The sequence below is a fragment of the Ruegeria sp. HKCCD6647-2 genome (assembly GCF_057221075.1).
In genome coordinates this window covers 98,367-118,446 of sequence record NZ_JBWVBD010000002.1, presented here as the reverse complement: position 1 = coordinate 118,446, position 20,080 = coordinate 98,367, and the positions used below count along the sequence as shown (strand labels likewise).

The following is a 20,080-nucleotide window of genomic DNA, read 5'->3' as shown; positions in this document are numbered from 1 at the left end:
AAGGGGTGTTCCGCTTATTTGCCGTATTTTAGCCCCAAGTCGCTTTGATGCGGTCCAACTCGGCCTTCAAACGCTCGTTTTCGGCCTGAAGCTGCGCCATCTCGCGCCCCAGTTTGTTCAGATGGGGGCGCAACTCGGCTTCCGTAAAGCGCGGTGTGATATGGCGCGGACAGTTCCAGTCCAGCGCTTCTACCCGTATTGTGGCGGCGCGTTCTGCCTCGGTTTCGGCGCCTTCGGGGTACAAATCAGTAGCGGCTTCAGCGCCTTCGGCAAACGAGACCCGGCCCAGGATTTTCAGGCGACGTTTGTTCGCATAATCCATCAGGATCATCGCGATCCGGTCATTGACGTCCAGATTCCCGCGCGAAATGTACTGCTTGTTTCCCGTGAGGTCCGCGTATCCGATTGTGCGTTCGTCAAGAACCTTCAGAAAGCCGACAGGACCGCCGCGAAACTGCACATAAGGCCAGCCCGTCTCGGACACCGTGGCCTGATAGAACCCGTCGCGTGCCTCGATAAAGGCTTTTTCGTTCGGTCCGATCTCATGCCCTTTTTGCGGGCCGCCTTCAATGAACTTGGCATAAGTCGCGGCGGACCCCATTCGGTCCTGATAGGCACGTACGGCCGGAGTGAAAGTCAACTGAGAAAAGGCGCGTGGCATCGAAGTTCCTTTCGTGACCCTCGAGAACCGAGGGCATTGAATCGCACGACAAGTGGCGCATTGGTCGAAAGTTTGAACCAACTATATGGGCATGGTTTTGGACCGGGCCGCTGACAAAAGCGTGATCGTGGCGAAGGTTACAACAGGCGCGTGAAATTCAAAACGTTGCGTATCGGTCTGTCCGAACGCGACGTCACATGGATTGGCTGAAAGTGAAGCAGCCGCTAGTTTTGGAGCAAATCCAGAGGAATGAGGTCTCAATGTCTCTTTTTACCAGCTCTGCCGCATGGGTCACCGATGAACACCGGATGTTTGCCGAAATGGCGGGCCGGTTCCTGGATGACGCCCTGGTGCCGAATATCGAGACCTGGGTCGAGAACGGTGTCGTTGATCGCGCCTTCTGGTTGAAGGCAGGTGAAACAGGGCTGATGGCGGGTTCGATTGCCGAGGAATACGGCGGCGTCGGCGGCGGCATGGGGTTTGACGCCGTGACTCTCTATGAGCAGACCGCACGAGGGGATGCCGGGTGGGGTTATGGCATACAGTCTATCGTGACCCATTACATCACCGCTTATGGCAGTGATGAGCAAAAGCGGAAATGGCTGCCGAGACTCGCTTCGGGTGAGATGGTCGGCGCGTTGGCTATGACGGAACCCGGAACCGGTTCTGACGTGCAGGCCGTAAAGACCATGGCCGAAAAGGACGGGAATTCGTACAAGATCAACGGCTCAAAGATCTTTATCACCAACGGCCAGTCGGCTGACTTGGTGATCGTTGCGGCAAAGACCGACAAATCTCTGGGCGCAAAGGGTGTTTCGCTGATTGTGGTGGAAACTGGCGGGGTCGAGGGGTTTCGCAAGGGTCGCAATCTCAAAAAGCTGGGAATGAAGGGGAACGACACGGCCGAGCTGTTCTTTGAGGACGTCAAAGTGCCGATGACCAACCTGCTGGGCCCGGAAGAGGGGCAGGGGTTCTATCAGTTGATGAAGCAGCTGCCGTGGGAGCGGTTGACCATTGGTATCATGGCGCTGGGAGCAATCGATTTCGCCATCGCCGAGACCGTGAAATATGTTCAGGAACGCAAGGCGTTTGGGCAGCGTGTAATGGATTTCCAGAACACGCGTTTCAAGCTGGCCGAGTGCAAGACCAAGGCCGAAGTGCTGCGGAGTTTCGTGAATGATTGCATTGCCAAACTGGAGGCGGGTGAACTGGATGCTGCGACTGCCTCGATGGTGAAATACTGGGGATCGGAAGTGCAGAATGAAGTCATGCACGAATGTCTGCAGTTGTTCGGCGGTTACGGATACATGATGGAATACCCAATTGCCCGCCTCTATGCGGATGCGCGGGTTCAGATGATATACGGCGGTACAAATGAGGTGATGAAGGAACTCATTGCCCGCTCGTTGGACGAGTAGTCGGAAGAAGTAGGCTCCCGCCCGTCGTCGACATTCCTTTCGGAACGTCTCCTCCCGTTGGGCCGGGCAGGCGCGGGCGAAGCCCGCGCCTGCCCGGCCCACCTGCTGTCCGCAGGACGCAAAGCCGAAGGCTGCGCAGCAAATCCAACTTGGCGCCATTGTTCCGCGTTGATCTGAATGGCATTCTGGCCGGGTATCGAAATCGACCCGAAGAGCGCCGTCATGGTGGACACTAACAAGAATCGAATCCGAGCCCTGCTCAAAAGCATTGAGACCGGTGACCCCGGCCCAGTTTCCGTGGTGAACGAGGCCCGCTACATTCAGCACAACCCTCAAACCCATGAAGGCAGTGAGGGTCTCGCCGCCTTGTTCAAGCGCCTGTCAGAAATCTCGCCCCGCGTGAATGTCGTCAGGGCCTTCGAGGACGGAGACTACGTATTTGCTCATACGGAGTATGATTTTTCCCGTCGCAATATCGGGTTTGAGGTTTTCCGATTTGAAGACGGTCAGGCCGTCGAACATTGGGATAATATTCAAAAGCGGCAGGGGCCGAACAGATCCGGTCACAGCATGGTGGACGGGGTAACGGGCGCCAGTGACGAGCATCTCACAGAAGCAAACCGGGCCTTCGTGCACGCCTTTGTCGAAGCCGTACTTATTACGGGTGACTTGGATCGGCTCGAAACTGATATCGACTCTGATGCATATGTCGAACACAACCCACGGCTATCTGATGAGGTGTCAGAGTTGCGATCCTCTCTGTCAGCGAGGCTAAATGGTGATCGGGTTGTCGATTATCGGCGCGTTCATCGGGTGTTGGCCGAAGGAGATTTCGTTCTGACAGTGTGCGAAGGCAGGTTCAACGGCAACCACAGCGCATTTTATGATTTGTTCCGCGTGGCGAACGGCAAGATTGCCGAGCATTGGGACACGGTCGAGACAATTGCCCCGCGCAACGAATGGAAGAACGACAACGGCAAATTCTGATTTGCTTGCGCAATGCGGTCTCCGCGGTTTTAGTTTGGGCTGGGGCCACAGTCGAAAAAGTCAGGAAATCGCCCCTCGACCCGAACACGGGTCTGCGCCGAGTAGTGAGCCAACGTTGCGACACGCCTTTGGCCTCGGAGTCGGCGACAGGTACGACTGCATCGCGTTTTTGATTTGACTGTTCTACTCGAATTCAAGAAATGGATGGCGATGATCGATCGGCGCTTGTAACCGGGCCCGTCCGCACCGAAGATCCGCTCAAATCCATGAGGTTCAAATTGGGTGATCACAACCAATCGCTGTGGCGAAAAACTTGCGTAGAAAACGTCGACGCCGTTGCACTGTCCGGTGACCTGAGCGTCGACCTCGCTGTCATAGGCGGTGGTTACACCGGGTGTTCGGCCGCCCTGACTGCTGCCCAGGCGGGGGCATCGGTCTGTTTGCTGGAAGCGAAGGAGATCGGACATGGTGGGTCGGGGCGCAATGTCGGGCTTGTGAATGCCGGCCTTTGGATGCCGCCGGACCGAATCCGATCTTACTTGGGGCAGGACACGGGCGATCACCTGATCGCATTACTGGCCGCTGCACCCAAAGAGGTTTTTGGTCTTATCGAAGCGCACGGTATTGATTGCGCACCGGTTCGATGCGGTACACTGCATTGTGCCCATTCCACCGGTGGTCTGCGCGAATTGCAATCCCGGCATGAACAACTGACCGCTTCAGGTGCGCCGGTCACGCTGGTTTCGGCAGACGAGGCAGGCCAAAGAACCGGCAGCGCGGGCTTTCACGGTGCCTTGTTCGACCCGCGCGCCGGAACGATCCAGCCGCTGGCCTTTGCCAGGGGGTTGGCGCGTGCGGCCGTGCAATCCGGAGCTCAGGTTTTTCAGAACAGCCCGGTTCGGTCGCTGATTCATCAGGGTGGTGCCTGGGTGCTGACCACACCTCGGGGCAGGGTTCAGGCGAAGGCGGTCATCCAGGCCACAAATGCATATCATCAGGAGCTTTCCCAATCCACGCCTGCTTATGTACCGGTCTACTATTTCCAATACGCCACGGATCCGCTGTCGGAAAACCTTCGCGCCAGCATTCTGCCGGGTGGCGAGGGATGCTGGGATACCGGGTTGATCATGACATCATTCCGACTGGATCAGGATGGGCGGTTCATCATCGGCGGCATGGGCGATCTGGGTCAGATCGGCAGGTTTGCGCACAGTCGATGGGTCTGTCGAAAGATGGCCGAGCTTTATCCGCAACTGGCGGATCAGCCTCTGACCGATGGTTGGCACGGCAGAATTGCGATGACATCGGATCATCTTCCCAAGATTATCGAAATGGGACCCAATGCGCTTTCGGTACATGGTTTCTCGGGCCGGGGGATCGGGCCGGGTACCGTGTTCGGGCGCCTGATGGCGAACAGTCTATTGGATGGGGACCCGTCCTACCTGCCGGTGCGGCCTATCACTCAGTATCGAGAAAGCTGGACGGGTCTGCGCCGCGCCTTTTTCGAAGCAGGCGCGGCGGTAACCCATTTGATCAAGGCGCGGTTTTAGCGCCGCTGCTGATCAGACCGAACGTGTGATCCCACCATCCACGCGGATGTTCTGTCCGGTCATGTATGCCCCGCCTTCCGACGCGAGCAGGGCTACAACCGATGCAATTTCCTCGTAGCTGCGGCCATAGCGCCCCAGAGGGATACGGGCGCGAAACTCTTCTTTTTCCGGCAGGCTGTCGATGAAACCCGGCAAAACGTTGTTCATCCGGATATTGTCGGCGGCGTATTGGTCCGAAAACAGCTTGGTAAATGCTGCCAACCCCGCGCGAAAAACGCCCGATGTCGGGAATACCGGATCAGGTTCGAACGCAGCAAAGGTAGAGATATTGATGATCGAGCCACCGCCCTGCGCCTGCATGATCGGCGTCACCAGCCGTGTCGGGCGCACCGCGTTCATGAAATAGACATCCATACCAGTGTGCCAGTCTTCATCCGTCAGCTCCAGGACTGGTGCCCGCGGTCCGTGCCCGGCTGAATTGACCAGAACATCGACGCGCCCCCAATGGGCCATGGCTGCGTCGACAAGCTTTTGCAGATCGTCATTGGACTGGTTTGATCCGGTGACGCCGACGCCGCCCAATTCGCGCGCAAGGGCTTCGCCTTTGCCCGAGGAGGACAGGATACCGACTTTGAACCCGTCGGTCGCGAGCCTTCGGGCTGAATCCGCGCCCATGCCGCTGCCGCCGGCCGTGATCAGAGCTACTTTTGTCATGTGTTTTCTCCTGACAATCCGTTTCTTTCAAAATGCGGGCCCATGACCGGTTTGACCAATCAGTTCTTCTGACCGTATGCTGTAGAAAATCTACTGGGTAATCCAATGGCCGCTCTTCCCCCTTTGAACGCACTTCGGGCTTTCGAAGCTTCGGCCCGGCACCTTAACTTTCGTCTGGCCGCCGAGGAGTTGGGCGTGACACAAGGCGCCGTTGCCCAGCAGGTGCGCGGGCTTGAGGCGCGGCTGGCCGAAAAGCTGTTCGAGCGCCTGCCACGCGGTTTGCGCCTGACGGAAGCCGGGCGGCGTTTTCATGCGCCATTGAGGCGGGCTTTCAGGTTGATCGAAGAGGCGGTTGATGATCTTTCAGGAGACCGGCAAATCACAATTTCGGTCACGCCAAGCTTCGCGTCGAAATGGCTGGTGCCACGATTGGCGGATTTCACGGCCAGGCATCCAGATATCTCGGTTCAGGTCGACGCGCGCGAACGCCTTGCTGAATTCAAAACCGACGGCGTGGACCTAGCGGTTCGGCAGGGGCGTGCGCCATTTGGGCCTGACCTGACCGCCGTTCCATTGTTCTCGACCGAATTCGTTCCGGTGTGTAGCCCTGATCTGGCCCGTCAGGTAACCAAGCCTTTCGACCTGATCAAACAGGTTTTGCTTAATGACACACACGGGCTTTGGCCATTGTTTCTTGAGCGTGTCGCAGTTAGCGGGAAGCCGAGAATGATGAATTTCAGCCAGACCAGTCTTGCGATAGATGCGGCGGTGTCGGGGCAGGGCATTGCTCTGGCAAACGCTCCGCTCGTGGCAACCGAGATTGCAACGGGCCGCCTTGTCCAGCCACTGGAAGACGTGTTGATAGAAGACCTGGGGTTCTATGTGGTTGCGCCGCGGAAGCCACGCCAACCCGAGCTGGTCGAGAAAATGAAGGACTGGTTGCTGTCTCAGGCCTGAAGTTTAGTGGCGATTGCCTCGATCCGGGTGCGGAGCCAACGGTGCGCCGGGTCGTTGGCGGATCGCTGATGCCAGACCATATAGATCGAAACTGGTTCGCACGCGAAGGGAAGGGGCGCGCAGTCCAGCCCCGCCAGTGGACCGAATTTCATTAGCTCGGTGTCCGTTGAGATCAGATCACTGCCTTTCACGAAAGACGGAATCGCATTGAAATGAGGCAGCGTGACGGTGGGTGGCCGGATCTGACTCTGATCCACACCGCGCATAACCGCGCGGGAACTGCGGCCATCCGCGAAACGCACCTCGACATGTTCTGTTTCGCAATAGTCCTGCCAATTGTGCGGTGGTCGACAGTGGTCGCCGTCGAAATAGATCATCAGCGGGCTTTGCAGCACGCGTTTCTGAAAAATATCCGGTCCGTCCGGGGGCAGGGGCGTCAGCATCAACTGGCACCGGTCGCTGCGCAACAGGTCGGGATCCGGAACACCCGAGGGTATGAAACCCAATCGAAGACGTACACCTTCGGTACGAACGGCGCGTAATAGTTGGGGAAAGATCAACTCTCGCGGCATATCATTGGTGGCGATCTCGATTTTGATATTCTCGGACTGGGGGTCAAAAGGGCGCTCGGCGGTGAGAGCGCGCATATTGTCCAGCACCAATTGAACTGGTTCCTTCAACGACAAAGCGCGTTCGGTTGGCGTCAGGCCCTGTCCTGACCTTACAAACAGCGGGTCACCCAACACCTGGCGCAACTTGGCCAGCTTATGGCTTATCGCGGATTGCGTAACGCCCAACCGGTCGGCGGCCTTGGAAACCGAGCTTTCCTCGAGGATGGTCAGAAAGACTCGCAGAACTTTTCCGTCCAAGTCAGTGAAATTAGTTTTGCTCATACCCTTTATGATTATTCATGAATGGATTTGCTGTCCATGAGGCGATAGGGGACGATGTGGAACAGGAGGCGCATGATGGGAATCCGATTTTTCTCGGACAAGAACAGACCCGTTCATATGGGCCCGTACCCGCTGGAGCGGTTGGCGCGGCGGGAAGGCATGCCGGACTTGTCCGCGGCAACACCGATGCCCGAACTAAGCTTCCACCGACCCGACCAGCCGGAGAGCATTGTTAACGCAATGGGCGAGTTTCAGGCGATGATGGACGCGATCCGGGATGGGTTCGTGAATCCGGCTGCGGCGGAAATCCCGACGGACCCGACCGAGCGTGCCCATCATCTGAAGGCTTTCGGTTATTTCAATGACGCCTCGATGATGGGCTGTGGCCCTCTGCCGCCCGAAGCGTTGTTGCAGCGGCCCCGCCGTAATCCGGATATCGACCGTTTGGCCCACGCGCTGAAAACGCGACAGACCAAGACACTGGCCTCGGGGATCGACGTGATCATGGCTGATCTCAAGGAAAGCATGGAGGCAAAACCTGGTTCAATCGACAACCACCGGCATGCCATTGTTTTCCTGTATGAATTCAATCGGGACCCCGACCCGCATGAGCCTGGGTCTGATTGGATATTGGCCGCGCAGGATCATCGTGCCTGTCTGTTGGCGACGGAAAACGCCGTGGTCATCGCCAATTACATTCGCCTGTTGGGTTTCGATGCGCGGGCGCATACGGCAATGTCGTCTGATGTTGATCTTGGCAGGCTTGCCGTTGCGGCCGGGCTGGCGTCGGTCGAAGACGGTGACGTTGTTGTTCCATGGCTTGGCAGGCGCTTTGGCCTGGCAGCCGTCACAACCGAGATGGACATTGCGCACGATCAGCCCTTGTTGCCCATGGCACAGCAACCGTGGTTCCGCACGCAAGGTCCGGCTTGGTGGTTGGGAACGGGTTTTGCCAAGAACGCTTTGAACCGCGACCCATATGCCAATCGGCGGTATATGGAAGGCGCGCACCCGTTCGAAAAGCTCAATCGGGTCGATACGCCCACCACGTATATTGACGAAGAAAATGTCGCCCGCGTGCCAAAACGGGCCGACATGTTTGCCCGCGCGCAGTTCGGGGATATGGGCAAGTCGCTGCAAGACGCGGCGAAAGGCGGGCACTATGTTCGCAAATCCGCACCCAGTTTCGCACAGCGCCGCGCATTGGGGGCGTTTGTGCTGCTGCAGGATGGCGAAAGCGCCGAAGTTGCCCAACCCACCGACGCCGAACGCAATGCGGCGAATGTCAAGGCAGCAACCTATTTTCTGGGTGTCGACGCCGTGGGTCTCAGCCGATGTCCCGAATGGAGCTGGTATTCCCACGATGCCACCGGAGAGGAGATCACGCCGCCCCATGATCAGGCCATCAGCATGATCATCGATCAGGGCTATGAGACGATGGAAGGCGCAAGCGGCGATGACTGGATCAGCGTTGCGCAGTCCATGCGTGCCTATCTGCGGTTTTCACTGCTGGGCGGTGTTGTCGCTCAGCAGATCCGCAACCTCGGCTACAAGGCCAAGGCGCATACGGTGATGGATGGCGAGGTGCTGCAACCTCCGCTGCTGCTGCTGTCCGGGCTGGGCGAGGTCAGCCGGATTGGCGAGGTCATTCTGAACCCATATCTGGGGCCACGCTTGAAATCCGGTGTTGTGACCACCGACATGCCGTTGACCCACGACAAGCCGATTGATTTCAGTTTGCAGACTTTCTGCGAAGCCTGCAACAAATGTGCACGCGAATGCCCGTCGGGGGCAATCACGGCTGGGCCGAAACTGATGTTCAACGGTTATGAAATCTGGAAATCGGACAGTCAGAAATGTGCGACCTATCGTGTGACCACACCCGGTGGAGCGATGTGTGGCCGGTGTATGAAGACGTGTCCGTGGAACCTTGAGGGGATTTTCAAGGAACGCCCTTTCCGTTGGGCCGCGATGAACATTCCCCAAGCGGCGCCCGCGCTGGCCAAGCTGGACGATGCAGTCGGAAATGGCCGATTGAACGACACCAAGAAGTGGTGGTGGGATATCGAGTTGCAGGCCGACGGAGCCTATCGCCCGTCGGTTCACCCTCTGAACCGGCGCGACCTGCAAAAGGACCTGGATCTGAAATACGAAGATCAGACACTGGCCGTCTATCCGGCCTATCTGGCACCACATCCCTGGCCCTATCCCTTTGCCATGGATCGTGAGGCCGGAATTGCGGCCTATGAGGCGATGGTCACGGCAGATGAATACAAGGCCCGCAAGGCTGCCGGGGATATATCCGTTGTCCATCGATATCAGGTTGCGGGCGACGCCCCGGTGATGCGGGTCGAGCTCACCAAGGTCGACAAGATGACTGCGGACGTGACCAAGTATGAATTCTCGGCCCTTGATGGCGCGCCATTGCCAGAATGGACCGCCGGGGCCCATTTGGACGTTCTGGTCGCACCCGAGTTTCTGCGCCAGTATTCAATGTCCGGCAACCCGGGGGACACAGGCACCTATCAGATCGGTGTACTGCGCGAAGACGAAGGGCGCGGAGGATCCGCGTTGCTGCACCGCATTTTCAACGAGGGGCGCAAGGTCTTCATTTCGAAACCCATCAACCATTTCGAGTTGGATGAAACGGCGACCAGGACTTTTCTGATGGGCGGTGGCATCGGCATTACGCCAATGATCGCTTTTGCCCATCGCCTACACGCGCTGGGCAGAGAATTCGAGCTTCACTATTCGGCCAGCACACGTTCTGGGGCCGGGTATCTGGATGATCTGGCTTCGATGCCATGGGCAGATCGGGTGTTCTATCATTTTTCGGACGATGGCACGCGTGCTGACCTGGATGCCATTCTGTCGGGGTATCAGGAAGGCTGGCATGTCTACACTTGCGGTCCGGATCGATACATGGACGGTGTCATGCAGGTGGCGGAACGGCAGGGATTTCCGGACGACGCCCGCCACCTTGAATATTTCTCGGTCCCCGAGCAGCCGGAATACGAGAACCACCCCTTCACCCTGCGTCTTGCGCAGTCGGGGCGAGAGTTGACGGTTCCCAAAGACAAAGATGCAGCTCAGGTGCTGAACGAGGCTGGGATTCACGTAGATGTGAAATGCTCTGACGGGATTTGCGGTGTCTGCAAATGCGGTGTGATTTCGGGCGATATCGAGCATCGAGACTTTGTTCTTTCGAACAAACAACGCGAAGCGGCGATCATCCTGTGCCAGAGCCGGGCTGCCCAACCGGGTGGGGTCGTCGAGCTCGACCTTTGATCAGAGTTTGGAAACAGCCTGCTGAATCGTGAATTTTGGTCGTTCCGGCCATGGACGCGCTGGGGTTGCTGCACTAACGTCCCCGGCGAATCCCAGTGAATCCTGATCCACAGGTACGAGGTAAATACATGGACTATCACAGCCCCGCCAGTTTTGCCGAAGCCTCGGCTCTGGCTGCAAACGCGACGGGCATCACCCGGTTTCTGGCCGGCGGTACCGACGTTCTGGTGCAGTTGCGCTCGGATCTGGTCACACCCGATACGCTGATCGACATCAAGAAAATCAACGGTGTACGCGACATCACACGCAATGCAGATGGCAGCTGGACGCTGGGCGTTGCCGCGACCGGCGCGGAAATGAGCGAACATCCCGAACTTGGACGCGACTGGCCCGGTGTGGTTGAGGCGATGGACCTGATCGGATCGACTCAGGTTCAGGGGCGCGCGACACTGACCGGCAACCTGTGCAACGGATCACCTGCGGCTGATTCCGTACCTGCCATGGTGGCCGCAGGCGTGACCGTGACTGTCACGGGGCCGAATGGCGCGCGTGAAGTTGCGGTCGAGGAAATTCCGACCGGCCCCGGCAAGACATCACTGGCCAAGGGCGAAGTGATCTCTGCGGTGAACATCCCGGCGCGCGGTGAAAACGGTGGCGACGCTTATCAGCGCTTCATCCCCCGCACGGAAATGGACATCGCCGTGGTCGGCGTTGCCGTGAACCTGCGTCTTGACGGTGACACGATCACCGAGGCCCGCGTATCTCTGGGTGCTGTCGCGCCAACCGTCCTGTTGGTCGAGGACGCTGCCCGCGCCATCATTGGTACAACGCTGGACGATGCCGCGCTGGATGCGTTGGCGGCCGCTGCGTCGGCGGCGTGCAACCCGATCGACGACAAACGGGGCACAATCGCATTCCGAACCGAAGTTTCGGGCGTTCTGGCCAAGCGGGTCGCCAAAATCGCCTATGCCCGCGCGAAGGGAGAGCAAGCATGAGCAAGTTCCACGTATCCACCACTGTCAACGGCGACACGGTCGAATACCTGTGCGACCCGCGAGAAACCCTGCTGGATTGCCTGCGCGACAAACTGAACCTGACCGGCGCCAAGGAAGGCTGCGGCACCGGAGATTGCGGTGCCTGTTCGGTCACGGTGGATGGCCGATTGGTCTGTTCCTGTCTGATGCTGGGGATTGAGGCCGACGGCAAGCAGATCGAAACTGTCGAAGGCATCGCTGAAGGTGACGTTCTGCATCCGCTCCAAAAGAAATTCATTGAGTATGCTGCCTTGCAATGCGGTGTCTGCACGCCGGGCATTCTTGTGGCCGCCAAATCCCTGTTGGAGAAAAACCCTGATCCGACCGAGGAAGAGGCGCGCTATTGGCTGGCGGGCAACCTGTGTCGGTGCACCGGTTATGACAAGATCATTCGCGCCGTGATGGATACGGCTGCTGAACTGCGGGAGGCTTCGTAATGGCACTCGACGATCGTAAATCCGTATTCAATTTTGTCGGCACGCGCCCCGATCGGCCGGACGGGCTGGACAAGGTAACAGGTCGCGCCAAGTTTGGGGCGGATGTTTCCGCTCCGGGTATGCTGCATGGCGCAATCCTGCGCTCGCCCCACGCGCATGCGCGGATCGTAAAGATCGACACTTCGAAGGCCGAGGCGCTCAAGGACGTTAAGGCCGTTGTCACCCGTGCCGATTTTGCCGATGTCCCGTTCAAACCGGGCCTGGAAGGTGAATTCTGGAACGTGCTTGAAAACGTCATGGCGGGTGAAAAGGCACTGTATGACGGGCACGCTGTGGCCGCTGTAGCCGCAACTTCGGCACTGGCGGCGCGCGATGCCTTGAAGCTGATCGAGGTCGAATACGAAGTCCTGCCGCATGTCACCGATGTGGACAAGGCGATGGCGCCGGACGCGCCGGTCATCCGCGAAGGTGCGGCAGATTACTCGGTTCCCGAAGGTATGCACCCGAACGTCGTGCGGTATCACGAAAGCGGCCATGGCGATGTCGAGGCCGGTTTTGCCGAGGCCGATCTGGTCATCGAAGACAGCTTTGTCACCGAGGCGACCCATCAGGGATATATCGAACCTCATGCATGTCTGGCGATGCTGGGCAATGACGGCAAGGGCGAGCTGTGGTGCTGCACGCAAGGGCACTGGATCGTCCAGAAAACCTGTGCTGCGGTTCTGGGGATCGAAACTTCAAACCTGCGGGTCACTGCGTCAGAGATCGGCGGCGGGTTCGGTGGCAAGACCACAGTGTTCATTGAACCGGTTGCGCTGGCATTGAGCCGCAAGGCCAATCGCCCGGTCAAGCTGGTCATGAGCCGGTCTGAAGTATTCCGGGCCACCGGGCCGACCGCGTCGGCGTCGATGGACATAAAGATCGGGATGAAAAAAGACGGCACGATCACCGCCGCCGAAGGTATCTTCCGCCTGCAAGGCGGGGCGTTCCCCGGTGCGCCGGGCGACATGACCGCCATGTGTGCCTTTGCGCCCTACAACCTGACGAATGTACGGCAGGTGGGTTATGACGTCATGGCCAACCGTCCGAAGCAGGCGGCCTACCGTGCACCGGGTGCGCCGATGGGCGCATTCGCGGTTGAATCCCTGCTGGACGAGCTGTGCAAGAAGCTCGGCCTCGATCCGATCGATGTTCGCCTAAAAAACGCGGCGCACGAAGGCACCAAGGCAAGCTATGGTCCAACCTACGAACGCATTGGTCTGGTGGAGACGCTGGAGGCGGCGAAGGCGCATCCACACTATTCGGCGCCTTTAAAACCGGGGCAGGGTCGTGGGATTTCCTGCGGCTTCTGGTTCAATCACGGGGGCGAGACCAGTGTCTCGCTGGCCTTGTCCGAGGATGGCTCGGCTCAGGTCATGGTGGGCACTCCCGATATCGGTGGCTCGCGCGCGTCGATGGCGCTTATGGCTGCCGAGGTTCTGGGCATCCCCTACGAGAATATCCGTGTGACCGTCGCCGACACAGCCTCGTTGGGGTATAACGACGTGTCCCATGGCAGTCGGGTGACCTATGCCAGCGGGCTCGCCACCATCAAGGCAGCCCGCCATGCGGTTGAAAAACTGTGTGAACGGGCGGCGGCCAAATGGGGCATCCCGGTCGATGCGGTCAAATGGGAAGACGGTTGCGCCGTGCCCTCCGGCCCGAACGCAGGCGATTTCGATCCGATGCCGCTGGCCGAGATTACCGCCGACATGGGTGCGACCGGCGGCCCGATTTCGGGCCATTTTGAAGCGACGCCCGAAGGCGCGGGTGTGTCCTTTGGCACGCACATCGTGGATGCCGAGGTCGATCCGGAAACCGGGAAAACCAGCGTCGTCCGCTACACGGTCATTCAGGACGCCGGCAAGGCGATCCACCCGACTTATGTGGAAGGCCAGTATCAGGGCGGTGCCGCGCAGGGTATCGGCTGGGCGTTGAACGAAGAATACATCTATGGCGACGACGGTCGCCTGCAGAATTCGATCTTCCTCGATTACCGCATTCCTGTGGCCTCGGACCTGCCGATGATCGACACCGTGATTGTCGAGGTACCGAACCCCGGTCACCCGTTCGGTGTGCGTGGTGTCGGCGAAACCGGTATCGTGCCGCCTTTGGCGGCCATCGCCAACGCAGTCTCTCATGCGGCCGGCGTACGGATGCGGGAATTGCCGATGTCGCCGCCGCGCATCCTTGCGGCGCTAAAGGACAATGGTTGAGGTCCACCTTTGGTCCGGCCTCCGGTCTTTGACCGGGGGCCGGCAGGTCGTCGAAGTTGAGGCGACCACAACCGGCGAGTTGCTACGTGAGCTGATACGCGCCCATCCGCAATTGCAGGGGCCAATTGACGCCGGCGTGTCGATTGCGATCGACGGACGAATTATTGCCACAGGACTGGCTGAGCCAATACCGGAAGGCGCGGAAATTTATCTGATGCAAAGGCTTCGCGGCGGCTGATCGCTGATCAGTTCGGCCTGCGCAATCCATTATGCCTGATGTGAAACCCATTGTGGCCGCCGAAATGTCGGGTGGGTTTGTGAACGCGGTATTTTGGTCCTAAGCGCAGGTAATATCCGTATTTGATGGAAGAACGAGGTCGCGCGTATATGTACACCTTGTACTTGTAATCTCGCCGATAAGACCGGCCATGGTCGCTTGTCCGTTTTAGGCGCGGTGTATGCCTATGGGCCCGGTAAGGCAGTGAGCGCTGAACAGTTCCGAAATGTCGGTTGAGTTTGGTCGGGATATGCAGGCTTGCGCCCCGCCCGGCGGTGATCGCCGGAATTCTCTTGAAACCATCAGCCGTTCCAACCGGATGGGTCTGCCCGACAGCGGTAAGAGGTCCGCCGACAACCAGAACTACCACAGCGGACTGGAGTATTGTCTTTACCCTTGCCATTGCGCTCCCCCCATTTGGTCGACGTTTCCACCTGACAAGATGGAACCGACACTTCGGAAGACCAATAAACACTGATCACGCCCCAGCGAGATTGACTTGTGGCCAAATCATTACCTCAACGCCCATTCCACTGAGTTGGGTCGTACCAACTCATCCGGCAATTGCGGATTCAGACGATGCTATTAACCTCAAACGGCTCTTTCAGTAGTATCAATGGCTATTGGGCCTGCCGCCGAAAGCTTCTGAACCCCATCAACCCTAAAATACCTCCAATGAGGAGCAACCCGCTGGCTGGCAACGGTACAGGTGCCACTTCTTGGGACACCACGAGGTTATCCACACGATACTCGCCACACCACTGATCACACCAAGCCGTATCAGGATCAAATTCGCCGTCTGGAAGACCGGCGAAATACTCAGGGTCGGACTGGAACCTGAGACTTAGTATAAGTTCGTCTATGGCCTGGAACGCAGTGCCAAATGTCATGGCTGCCCAAGACAGTGGATTATGCGCAACGGTCGATATTGATTGCGTTGCAACAACCTGGCTGTCTCTCACCCCTTGAAAGACCAGCGTTACGGCCGGTGCTGTTCCTGCAGTTGCCCAGTCGTAAGTAATATCGCCGGCAGCCTCTTCGCTACCTGTCATAAAGATCCGACTGAACCCATTTGTGTCGATAGAGATCGGGGTGAATAGGGCACCATCGATCGCTCGAATCATCGAAGAGGTGATTCCGCTATCGTCATGAAGCGCAACATGATTTCCGGTCAGGTGGACATCACTGAAATCATACCGAAAACCTTGACTAAAACCCACGTGGCTGAATGGGGTGCCACCGGGTTCTGTCGTTTCGTGGTCAAACGTTATAGTCAGCGCGTTCGAAGCACCCGCTACGCAAGTGATAACGGCAGCAAGGAAAAGTCTCATCACGGCCCCCAAAAGTTATCAATCAATTAAGTTTAGACTAGCGTTTGAGGTCTCATTTAGCAACGCCTGGGTTTCGAGCTTATGGGGTTTGTGCGCGTTTCGGAATCGCATAGCGGCAGAATAAGCAACGAACGGAATAATTTAGAAGCGTAAGGGCTAAAAAATGAATTCACGGTTTCGCCGCCAAAGCCAAGCGTCGACCTGCCGCATCCGAATAGCCATTCTATCAAATCGCATTCGAGAGTCGTTGATTTGTCAGGAAATCATGGTGCTGCTGGAGAGAATTGAACTCTCGACCTCTCCCTTACCAAGGGAGTGCTCTACCTCTGAGCTACAGCAGCGCTGTGGGCGGGTGATTAGACTCAAACGAAACGCGGCGCAAGGGTGTCTGGACGGTTTTTTGCGTCTCCTGTAGAGAAAGACAATGGCAGACAGAAATTCACCAAAAAAACACGGCAAAACCGGGACCGCGCGCGATGAAAGACTCAAGGCCGCGCTGAAGGCCAATATGGCGCGGCGTAAGGCGCAGGCCAAGGCGCGGGCGGCATCCGGGGATAAAACCGGCAAAAACGAGGATTAAGAGCAGATGGATTCGATTCTGGTGACGGGCAATGGGCCGCTGAACGGTCAGATTCCGATTGCGGGGGCCAAGAACGCGTGTCTGACGCTTATGCCCGCAACCTTGCTGAGCGACGAACCGCTGACGCTCACCAATGCGCCGCGCTTGAGTGACATCAAGACCATGTCCCAGTTGCTGCAATCGCTTGGGGCCGAGGTGTCACAACTGCAGGACGGTCAGGTGATTGCGATGTCCAGCCACGACCTGACCAGTCATACGGCGGATTACGACATCGTGCGCAAGATGCGGGCGTCCAATCTGGTCTTGGGCCCGATGCTGGCGCGGTTGGGGCAGGCGGTGGTCTCGCTGCCCGGCGGCTGCGCGATTGGTGCGCGCCCGATGGATCTGCACGTCGAAGGCCTCGAGGCGCTGGGCGCCGAGATTGAACTGAAAGATGGCTACCTTCACGCCAAGGCTCCGGATGGGTTGAAGGGTGCCGTGCATGAGATGCGGTTTGCCTCGGTGGGCGCGACCGAGAACATCGTGATGGCCGCCACGCTGGCAAAGGGCACTACCGTTCTGAAAAACGCCGCGCGCGAACCGGAGATTGTCGATCTGGTCGAATGTCTGCGCAAGATGGGGGCACAAATTTCGGGCGAGGGGACCTCGACCATTGAAATCCAAGGTGTTGATCGCCTGCATGGCGCGACGCATCAGGTTGTGACCGACCGGATTGAGTTGGGCACTTACATGCTGGCTCCGGCGATCTGCGGTGGCGAGGTCGAGCTGTTGGGCGGGCGCATTGATCTTGTTGCATCCTTTGCCGAGAAACTCGATGCGGCGGGGGTAAGTGTCGAACAGACTGACAAAGGGCTGAAGGTCGTTCGCAAGAATGGGCGTGTTACGTCGGTGGACGTGGTGACCGAACCGTTCCCGGGCTTCCCGACCGATCTGCAGGCGCAGATGATGGCGCTGATGTGCACGGCTGAGGGGACATCTGTTCTGGAAGAACGTATTTTCGAAAACCGCTTCATGCATGCCCCTGAACTGGTGCGCATGGGCGCGCAGATCGAAGTACACGGCGGAACCGCCACGGTAACGGGGGTGGAGCGGCTGAAGGGTGCGCCGGTGATGGCGACAGATCTGCGCGCTTCGGTCTCCTTGATATTAGCCGGGCTGGCGGCCGAGGGGGAAACGACGGTCAGCCGCGTCTATCACCTCGATCGAGGGTATGAACATGTGGTGCGCAAGCTGGAAGGCGTAGGCGCAAAGATTGAACGGATCAAGGGCCAATGACTGACGCAAGTTTCAAGGACGGGCGCGAGGCTCCGCTGAACCTCGGCGCAGAAGACAGGGACGACCTTCAGGTCATCGCGACCCTGGCACAGGATGCCATTTTTCCAGTGACCGAAATGACCTGGCGTCCATCCGAGCGCAGGTTCGCATTGTTGCTGAACCGATTTCGATGGGAGGACAAGGAAGCCGCAACCCGACGCAACCGGGATTTCGAGCGGGTGCAATCCGTTTTGGTTTTTGATTCCGTGCTGTCGGTCGCCAGTCAGGGCATCGACCGGAGCGACAAGGATATGGTTCTGTCCCTGCTGTCGGTCGATTTCGAAGCAGGCGACGATGGCGCCGGTCAGGTCCTGTTGACACTGGCCGGTGATGGCGCGATCCGCCTGAATGTCGAAGCTATTGACGCCACTCTCAAAGACGTTACCCGGCCGTATCGCGCTCCTTCGGGCCACGCACCGCATCATCCGGACTGAATGAAAAACAAGCGCGGCATAGCGCAGGCGTTTTCCAACCCGCCGCAGGGGATGACTTTGCGTCGCGCAACGGTTTTCGATGTGTTTGCAGTCAGCCGTGTGTTGATCCGGTCGATAGAGCAGCTTTGCGAAGCGGACCACGGGAATGATCCGCAGAACATGGCGCTTTGGACAGCAATGAAGGACCCGGCTTCCGTTCGGAGGTGGATTGTCTCAGGCAGGCAGATCTGGCTGGCGGACGTCTCGGGACAGATAACTGCGGTGGGGGGCTTGTGCGAGACCGGCAAGGTCATGTTGCTGTATGTCGACCCAGATCATGTCCGGCAGGGGATCGGCGCGCAGTTGCTAAACCGACTCGAATGCGAACTTGTTGCGGTTGGATGCAGCGAAGCGCATTTGGAGGCGACGTTGACAGCTCGTGATTTCTATATCGCGCGCGGGTGGCAGCCATTCGGTCCATCCGGCAATTGGAACGGAATCCCGCAATTTCCGATGCGCAAATCGCTGCACCCCCCGGTCTGAGGGTTGAGGGTGCCCGATCCCGGCGATAAGACCCTCGCACCTGTCCGGAGTTTCTGACCATGCCTGTATTCCTCGACACAACGTCCGCAGATTTCGAACCCGCCTTTCAGGCGCTGCTGTCTGCCAAACGCGAAGACAGCCCGGATGTGGATGCAGTCGTTGCACAGATCATCGAGGATGTCCGCGACCGCGGTGATGCGGCTGTCATTGAACTGACCGCGAAATTCGACCGGTTGGACCTGACGCCCGAGACGATGGCCTTCAGCGCGGCAGAGATCACAGAGGCGATGTGTCAGGTTTCGTCGCAGGATCGTGCAGCGCTGGAACTGGCGGCCAACCGCATCCGGGCATACCATGAAAAACAGATGCCGTCGGATCACGAATGGACGGACGAGGCGGGTGCCACGTTGGGTTGGCGCTGGTCGCCCGTGTCGGCGGCGGGCCTCTACGTACCAGGTGGGTTGGCATCTTATCCGTCTTCGGTGTTGATGAATGCCATCCCGGCCAAGGTCGCCGGGGTTGAGCGGCTGGCTATTGTCGTGCCCACACCGGATGGGCAGGTGAATCCGCTGGTGCTGCTGGCGGCGCAGCTGGCAGGTGTTGATGAGATCTATCGGATCGGCGGTGCTCAGGCGGTGGCTGCGCTGGCCTATGGCACGCAGACCATCTCACCAGTGGACAAGATTACCGGTCCGGGCAACGCCTTCGTCGCGGCGGCCAAGCGCCGGGTGTTCGGCAAGGTGGGCATCGACATGATCGCTGGCCCCTCTGAGATTCTGGTGATCGCTGACAAAGACAATGATCCTGACTGGATCGCGCTGGACCTGCTAAGCCAAGCGGAGCACGACGAAAGTGCGCAGTCCATACTGATTACCGATGACGCCGAATTTGGTAAAGCGGTGGCGCAGGCCGTCGACAAACGACTCGAAACCCTGCAGCGTCGCAAAATCGCCGGGGCCAGTTGGCGCGACTTTGGCGCCGTGATCACTGTGCGTGATCTGGACGAGGCTGCGGCCCTGTCCAACCGGATCGCGCCGGAACATCTAGAACTCTGCGTTGCCGACCCTGCGGCTCTCAGCGCCAAAACCGTCCACGCAGGCGCAATTTTCCTCGGCCAATACACACCCGAAGCCATCGGTGACTATGTTGGCGGACCAAATCACGTTTTACCGACTGCCCGCTCGGCCCGGTTTTCTTCGGGTCTTAGCGTGATGGATTTCCTCAAGCGCACCACGATCAGTCAGATGACGCCACAGGCTTTGCAGGCCATCGGCCCCAGCGCAGCACAATTGGCGCAATCCGAAAGCCTCGAGGCACATGGATTGTCCGTGCTGGCACGGTTGCAGCGGTTGAATGGCTGATTGCGACAGGGTGAGCTCTGCCACGTTGCCCCGGACGATATGTTGTTATAGGTCTGACCTGATCTGA

General features: G+C 58.5%; 18 protein-coding genes and 1 tRNA gene. 14 read left to right on the top strand and 5 right to left on the bottom strand.

Annotated elements, in window-relative coordinates; translation table 11 throughout:
- Positions 1-28: 28 nt before the first annotated feature.
- Positions 29-661: a pyridoxamine 5'-phosphate oxidase family protein gene (locus AC2TDJ_RS06640; RefSeq protein ID WP_480840475.1), complete on the bottom strand. Its 633-nt coding sequence runs from the start codon at positions 659-661 to the stop codon at positions 29-31.
- A 260-nt stretch (positions 662-921) separates the two neighbouring features.
- Between AC2TDJ_RS06640 and AC2TDJ_RS06635 the strand changes: the two genes are divergently transcribed.
- The 3 genes from AC2TDJ_RS06635 (at position 922) to AC2TDJ_RS06625 (ending at position 4,616) form a co-directional block, all read left to right on the top strand.
- Positions 922-2,079, top strand: coding sequence for an acyl-CoA dehydrogenase family protein (locus AC2TDJ_RS06635; protein WP_480840473.1), 1,158 nt, complete (start codon positions 922-924; stop codon positions 2,077-2,079).
- A 177-nt stretch (positions 2,080-2,256) separates the two neighbouring features.
- Complete coding sequence (locus AC2TDJ_RS06630) at positions 2,257-3,066, top strand: nuclear transport factor 2 family protein (RefSeq protein WP_480840471.1); 810 nt, start codon at positions 2,257-2,259, stop codon at positions 3,064-3,066.
- A gap of 266 nt (positions 3,067-3,332) precedes the next feature.
- Positions 3,333-4,616 carry an NAD(P)/FAD-dependent oxidoreductase gene (locus AC2TDJ_RS06625; RefSeq protein WP_480841419.1) on the top strand — a complete coding sequence of 428 codons (1,284 nt, stop codon included), beginning with the start codon at positions 3,333-3,335 and terminating at the stop codon, positions 4,614-4,616.
- A gap of 12 nt (positions 4,617-4,628) precedes the next feature.
- Here the strand turns inward: AC2TDJ_RS06625 and AC2TDJ_RS06620 are convergent, their stop codons facing one another.
- Positions 4,629-5,330 carry an SDR family oxidoreductase gene (locus tag AC2TDJ_RS06620; protein ID WP_480840469.1) on the bottom strand — a complete coding sequence of 234 codons (702 nt, stop codon included), beginning with the start codon at positions 5,328-5,330 and terminating at the stop codon, positions 4,629-4,631.
- 105 nt (positions 5,331-5,435) lie between these two features.
- Here AC2TDJ_RS06620 and AC2TDJ_RS06615 point away from each other — a divergent pair, with 105 nt between their 5' ends.
- Positions 5,436-6,287, top strand: coding sequence for a LysR substrate-binding domain-containing protein (locus AC2TDJ_RS06615; RefSeq protein ID WP_480840467.1), 852 nt, complete (start codon positions 5,436-5,438; stop codon positions 6,285-6,287).
- On the opposite strand, the gene AC2TDJ_RS06610 is transcribed toward AC2TDJ_RS06615, so the two are convergent.
- Positions 6,278-7,180 carry a LysR family transcriptional regulator gene (locus AC2TDJ_RS06610; RefSeq protein WP_480840465.1) on the bottom strand — a complete coding sequence of 301 codons (903 nt, stop codon included), beginning with the start codon at positions 7,178-7,180 and terminating at the stop codon, positions 6,278-6,280. The genes AC2TDJ_RS06615 and AC2TDJ_RS06610 overlap by 10 nt on opposite strands.
- Before the next feature lie 75 nt (positions 7,181-7,255).
- On the opposite strand from AC2TDJ_RS06610, the gene AC2TDJ_RS06605 reads away from it, so the two are divergent.
- The 5 genes from AC2TDJ_RS06605 to AC2TDJ_RS06585 all read left to right on the top strand — a co-directional run bounded on the left by AC2TDJ_RS06605 (position 7,256) and on the right by AC2TDJ_RS06585 (position 14,432).
- Positions 7,256-10,468: a 2Fe-2S iron-sulfur cluster-binding protein gene (locus AC2TDJ_RS06605; RefSeq protein WP_480840463.1), complete on the top strand. Its 3,213-nt coding sequence runs from the start codon at positions 7,256-7,258 to the stop codon at positions 10,466-10,468.
- A 128-nt stretch (positions 10,469-10,596) separates the two neighbouring features.
- The gene (locus AC2TDJ_RS06600) at positions 10,597-11,463 is read left to right on the top strand and encodes an FAD binding domain-containing protein (RefSeq protein ID WP_480840461.1); all 867 of its coding nucleotides are present in this window, start codon (positions 10,597-10,599) and stop codon (positions 11,461-11,463) included.
- Positions 11,460-11,939, top strand: a complete 480-nt coding sequence (locus tag AC2TDJ_RS06595; protein ID WP_480840459.1) for a (2Fe-2S)-binding protein — start codon at positions 11,460-11,462, stop codon at positions 11,937-11,939. Before AC2TDJ_RS06600 ends, AC2TDJ_RS06595 begins: the two co-directional genes overlap by 4 nt.
- Positions 11,939-14,194, top strand: a complete 2,256-nt coding sequence (locus AC2TDJ_RS06590) for a xanthine dehydrogenase family protein molybdopterin-binding subunit (RefSeq protein ID WP_480840457.1) — start codon at positions 11,939-11,941, stop codon at positions 14,192-14,194. The genes AC2TDJ_RS06595 and AC2TDJ_RS06590 overlap by 1 nt, the downstream gene beginning before the upstream one ends.
- Positions 14,187-14,432, top strand: a complete 246-nt coding sequence (locus AC2TDJ_RS06585; RefSeq protein ID WP_480840455.1) for a MoaD/ThiS family protein — start codon at positions 14,187-14,189, stop codon at positions 14,430-14,432. The genes AC2TDJ_RS06590 and AC2TDJ_RS06585 overlap by 8 nt, the downstream gene beginning before the upstream one ends.
- Before the next feature lie 659 nt (positions 14,433-15,091).
- Here AC2TDJ_RS06585 and AC2TDJ_RS06580 read toward each other — a convergent pair.
- Together AC2TDJ_RS06580 and AC2TDJ_RS06575 are read right to left on the bottom strand one after the other, a co-directional pair.
- A complete protein-coding gene (locus AC2TDJ_RS06580; RefSeq protein WP_480840453.1) occupies positions 15,092-15,802 on the bottom strand; it encodes a hypothetical protein in 711 nt (236 codons plus the stop codon).
- A gap of 266 nt (positions 15,803-16,068) precedes the next feature.
- Positions 16,069-16,143 (bottom strand) — tRNA-Thr (locus tag AC2TDJ_RS06575).
- Between the two features lie 83 nt (positions 16,144-16,226).
- On the opposite strand from AC2TDJ_RS06575, the gene AC2TDJ_RS06570 reads away from it, so the two are divergent.
- The 5 genes from AC2TDJ_RS06570 to hisD are packed head-to-tail and all read left to right on the top strand — an operon-like array spanning position 16,227 to position 20,013.
- On the top strand, positions 16,227-16,382 hold the full coding sequence (locus AC2TDJ_RS06570; protein ID WP_480840451.1) for a hypothetical protein: 156 nt from the start codon (positions 16,227-16,229) through the stop codon (positions 16,380-16,382).
- Between the two features lie 6 nt (positions 16,383-16,388).
- Positions 16,389-17,657, top strand: a complete 1,269-nt coding sequence (gene murA / locus AC2TDJ_RS06565) for a UDP-N-acetylglucosamine 1-carboxyvinyltransferase (RefSeq protein ID WP_480840449.1) — start codon at positions 16,389-16,391, stop codon at positions 17,655-17,657.
- A complete protein-coding gene (locus AC2TDJ_RS06560; protein ID WP_480840448.1) occupies positions 17,654-18,130 on the top strand; it encodes a DUF2948 family protein in 477 nt (158 codons plus the stop codon). Before murA ends, AC2TDJ_RS06560 begins: the two co-directional genes overlap by 4 nt.
- Positions 18,131-18,652 carry a GNAT family N-acetyltransferase gene (locus AC2TDJ_RS06555; protein WP_480840446.1) on the top strand — a complete coding sequence of 174 codons (522 nt, stop codon included), beginning with the start codon at positions 18,131-18,133 and terminating at the stop codon, positions 18,650-18,652.
- Positions 18,653-18,711: 59 nt separating this feature from the next.
- On the top strand, positions 18,712-20,013 hold the full coding sequence (gene hisD / locus AC2TDJ_RS06550) for a histidinol dehydrogenase (RefSeq protein ID WP_480840444.1): 1,302 nt from the start codon (positions 18,712-18,714) through the stop codon (positions 20,011-20,013).
- Positions 20,014-20,080 lie beyond the last annotated feature (67 nt).

Bases quoted from the DNA above. Each gene is read 5' to 3' on its own strand.
- AC2TDJ_RS06595 (WP_480840459.1), top strand. From the start codon at position 11,460: ATGAGCAAGTTCCACGTATCCACCACTGTCAACGGCGACACGGTCGAA.
- murA (WP_480840449.1), top strand. From the start codon at position 16,389: ATGGATTCGATTCTGGTGACGGGCAATGGGCCGCTGAACGGTCAGATT.
- AC2TDJ_RS06625 (WP_480841419.1), top strand. From the start codon at position 3,333: ATGAGGTTCAAATTGGGTGATCACAACCAATCGCTGTGGCGAAAAACT.
- AC2TDJ_RS06560 (WP_480840448.1), top strand. From the start codon at position 17,654: ATGACTGACGCAAGTTTCAAGGACGGGCGCGAGGCTCCGCTGAACCTC.
- AC2TDJ_RS06590 (WP_480840457.1), top strand. From the start codon at position 11,939: ATGGCACTCGACGATCGTAAATCCGTATTCAATTTTGTCGGCACGCGC.
- hisD (WP_480840444.1), top strand. From the start codon at position 18,712: ATGCCTGTATTCCTCGACACAACGTCCGCAGATTTCGAACCCGCCTTT.
- AC2TDJ_RS06605 (WP_480840463.1), top strand. From the start codon at position 7,256: ATGGGAATCCGATTTTTCTCGGACAAGAACAGACCCGTTCATATGGGC.
- AC2TDJ_RS06640 (WP_480840475.1), bottom strand. From the start codon at position 661: ATGCCACGCGCCTTTTCTCAGTTGACTTTCACTCCGGCCGTACGTGCC.
- AC2TDJ_RS06585 (WP_480840455.1), top strand. From the start codon at position 14,187: ATGGTTGAGGTCCACCTTTGGTCCGGCCTCCGGTCTTTGACCGGGGGC.
- AC2TDJ_RS06555 (WP_480840446.1), top strand. From the start codon at position 18,131: ATGAAAAACAAGCGCGGCATAGCGCAGGCGTTTTCCAACCCGCCGCAG.
- AC2TDJ_RS06570 (WP_480840451.1), top strand. From the start codon at position 16,227: ATGGCAGACAGAAATTCACCAAAAAAACACGGCAAAACCGGGACCGCG.
- AC2TDJ_RS06620 (WP_480840469.1), bottom strand. From the start codon at position 5,330: ATGACAAAAGTAGCTCTGATCACGGCCGGCGGCAGCGGCATGGGCGCG.
- AC2TDJ_RS06610 (WP_480840465.1), bottom strand. From the start codon at position 7,180: ATGAGCAAAACTAATTTCACTGACTTGGACGGAAAAGTTCTGCGAGTC.
- AC2TDJ_RS06600 (WP_480840461.1), top strand. From the start codon at position 10,597: ATGGACTATCACAGCCCCGCCAGTTTTGCCGAAGCCTCGGCTCTGGCT.
- AC2TDJ_RS06580 (WP_480840453.1), bottom strand. From the start codon at position 15,802: ATGAGACTTTTCCTTGCTGCCGTTATCACTTGCGTAGCGGGTGCTTCG.
- AC2TDJ_RS06615 (WP_480840467.1), top strand. From the start codon at position 5,436: ATGGCCGCTCTTCCCCCTTTGAACGCACTTCGGGCTTTCGAAGCTTCG.
- AC2TDJ_RS06630 (WP_480840471.1), top strand. From the start codon at position 2,257: ATGGCATTCTGGCCGGGTATCGAAATCGACCCGAAGAGCGCCGTCATG.
- AC2TDJ_RS06635 (WP_480840473.1), top strand. From the start codon at position 922: ATGTCTCTTTTTACCAGCTCTGCCGCATGGGTCACCGATGAACACCGG.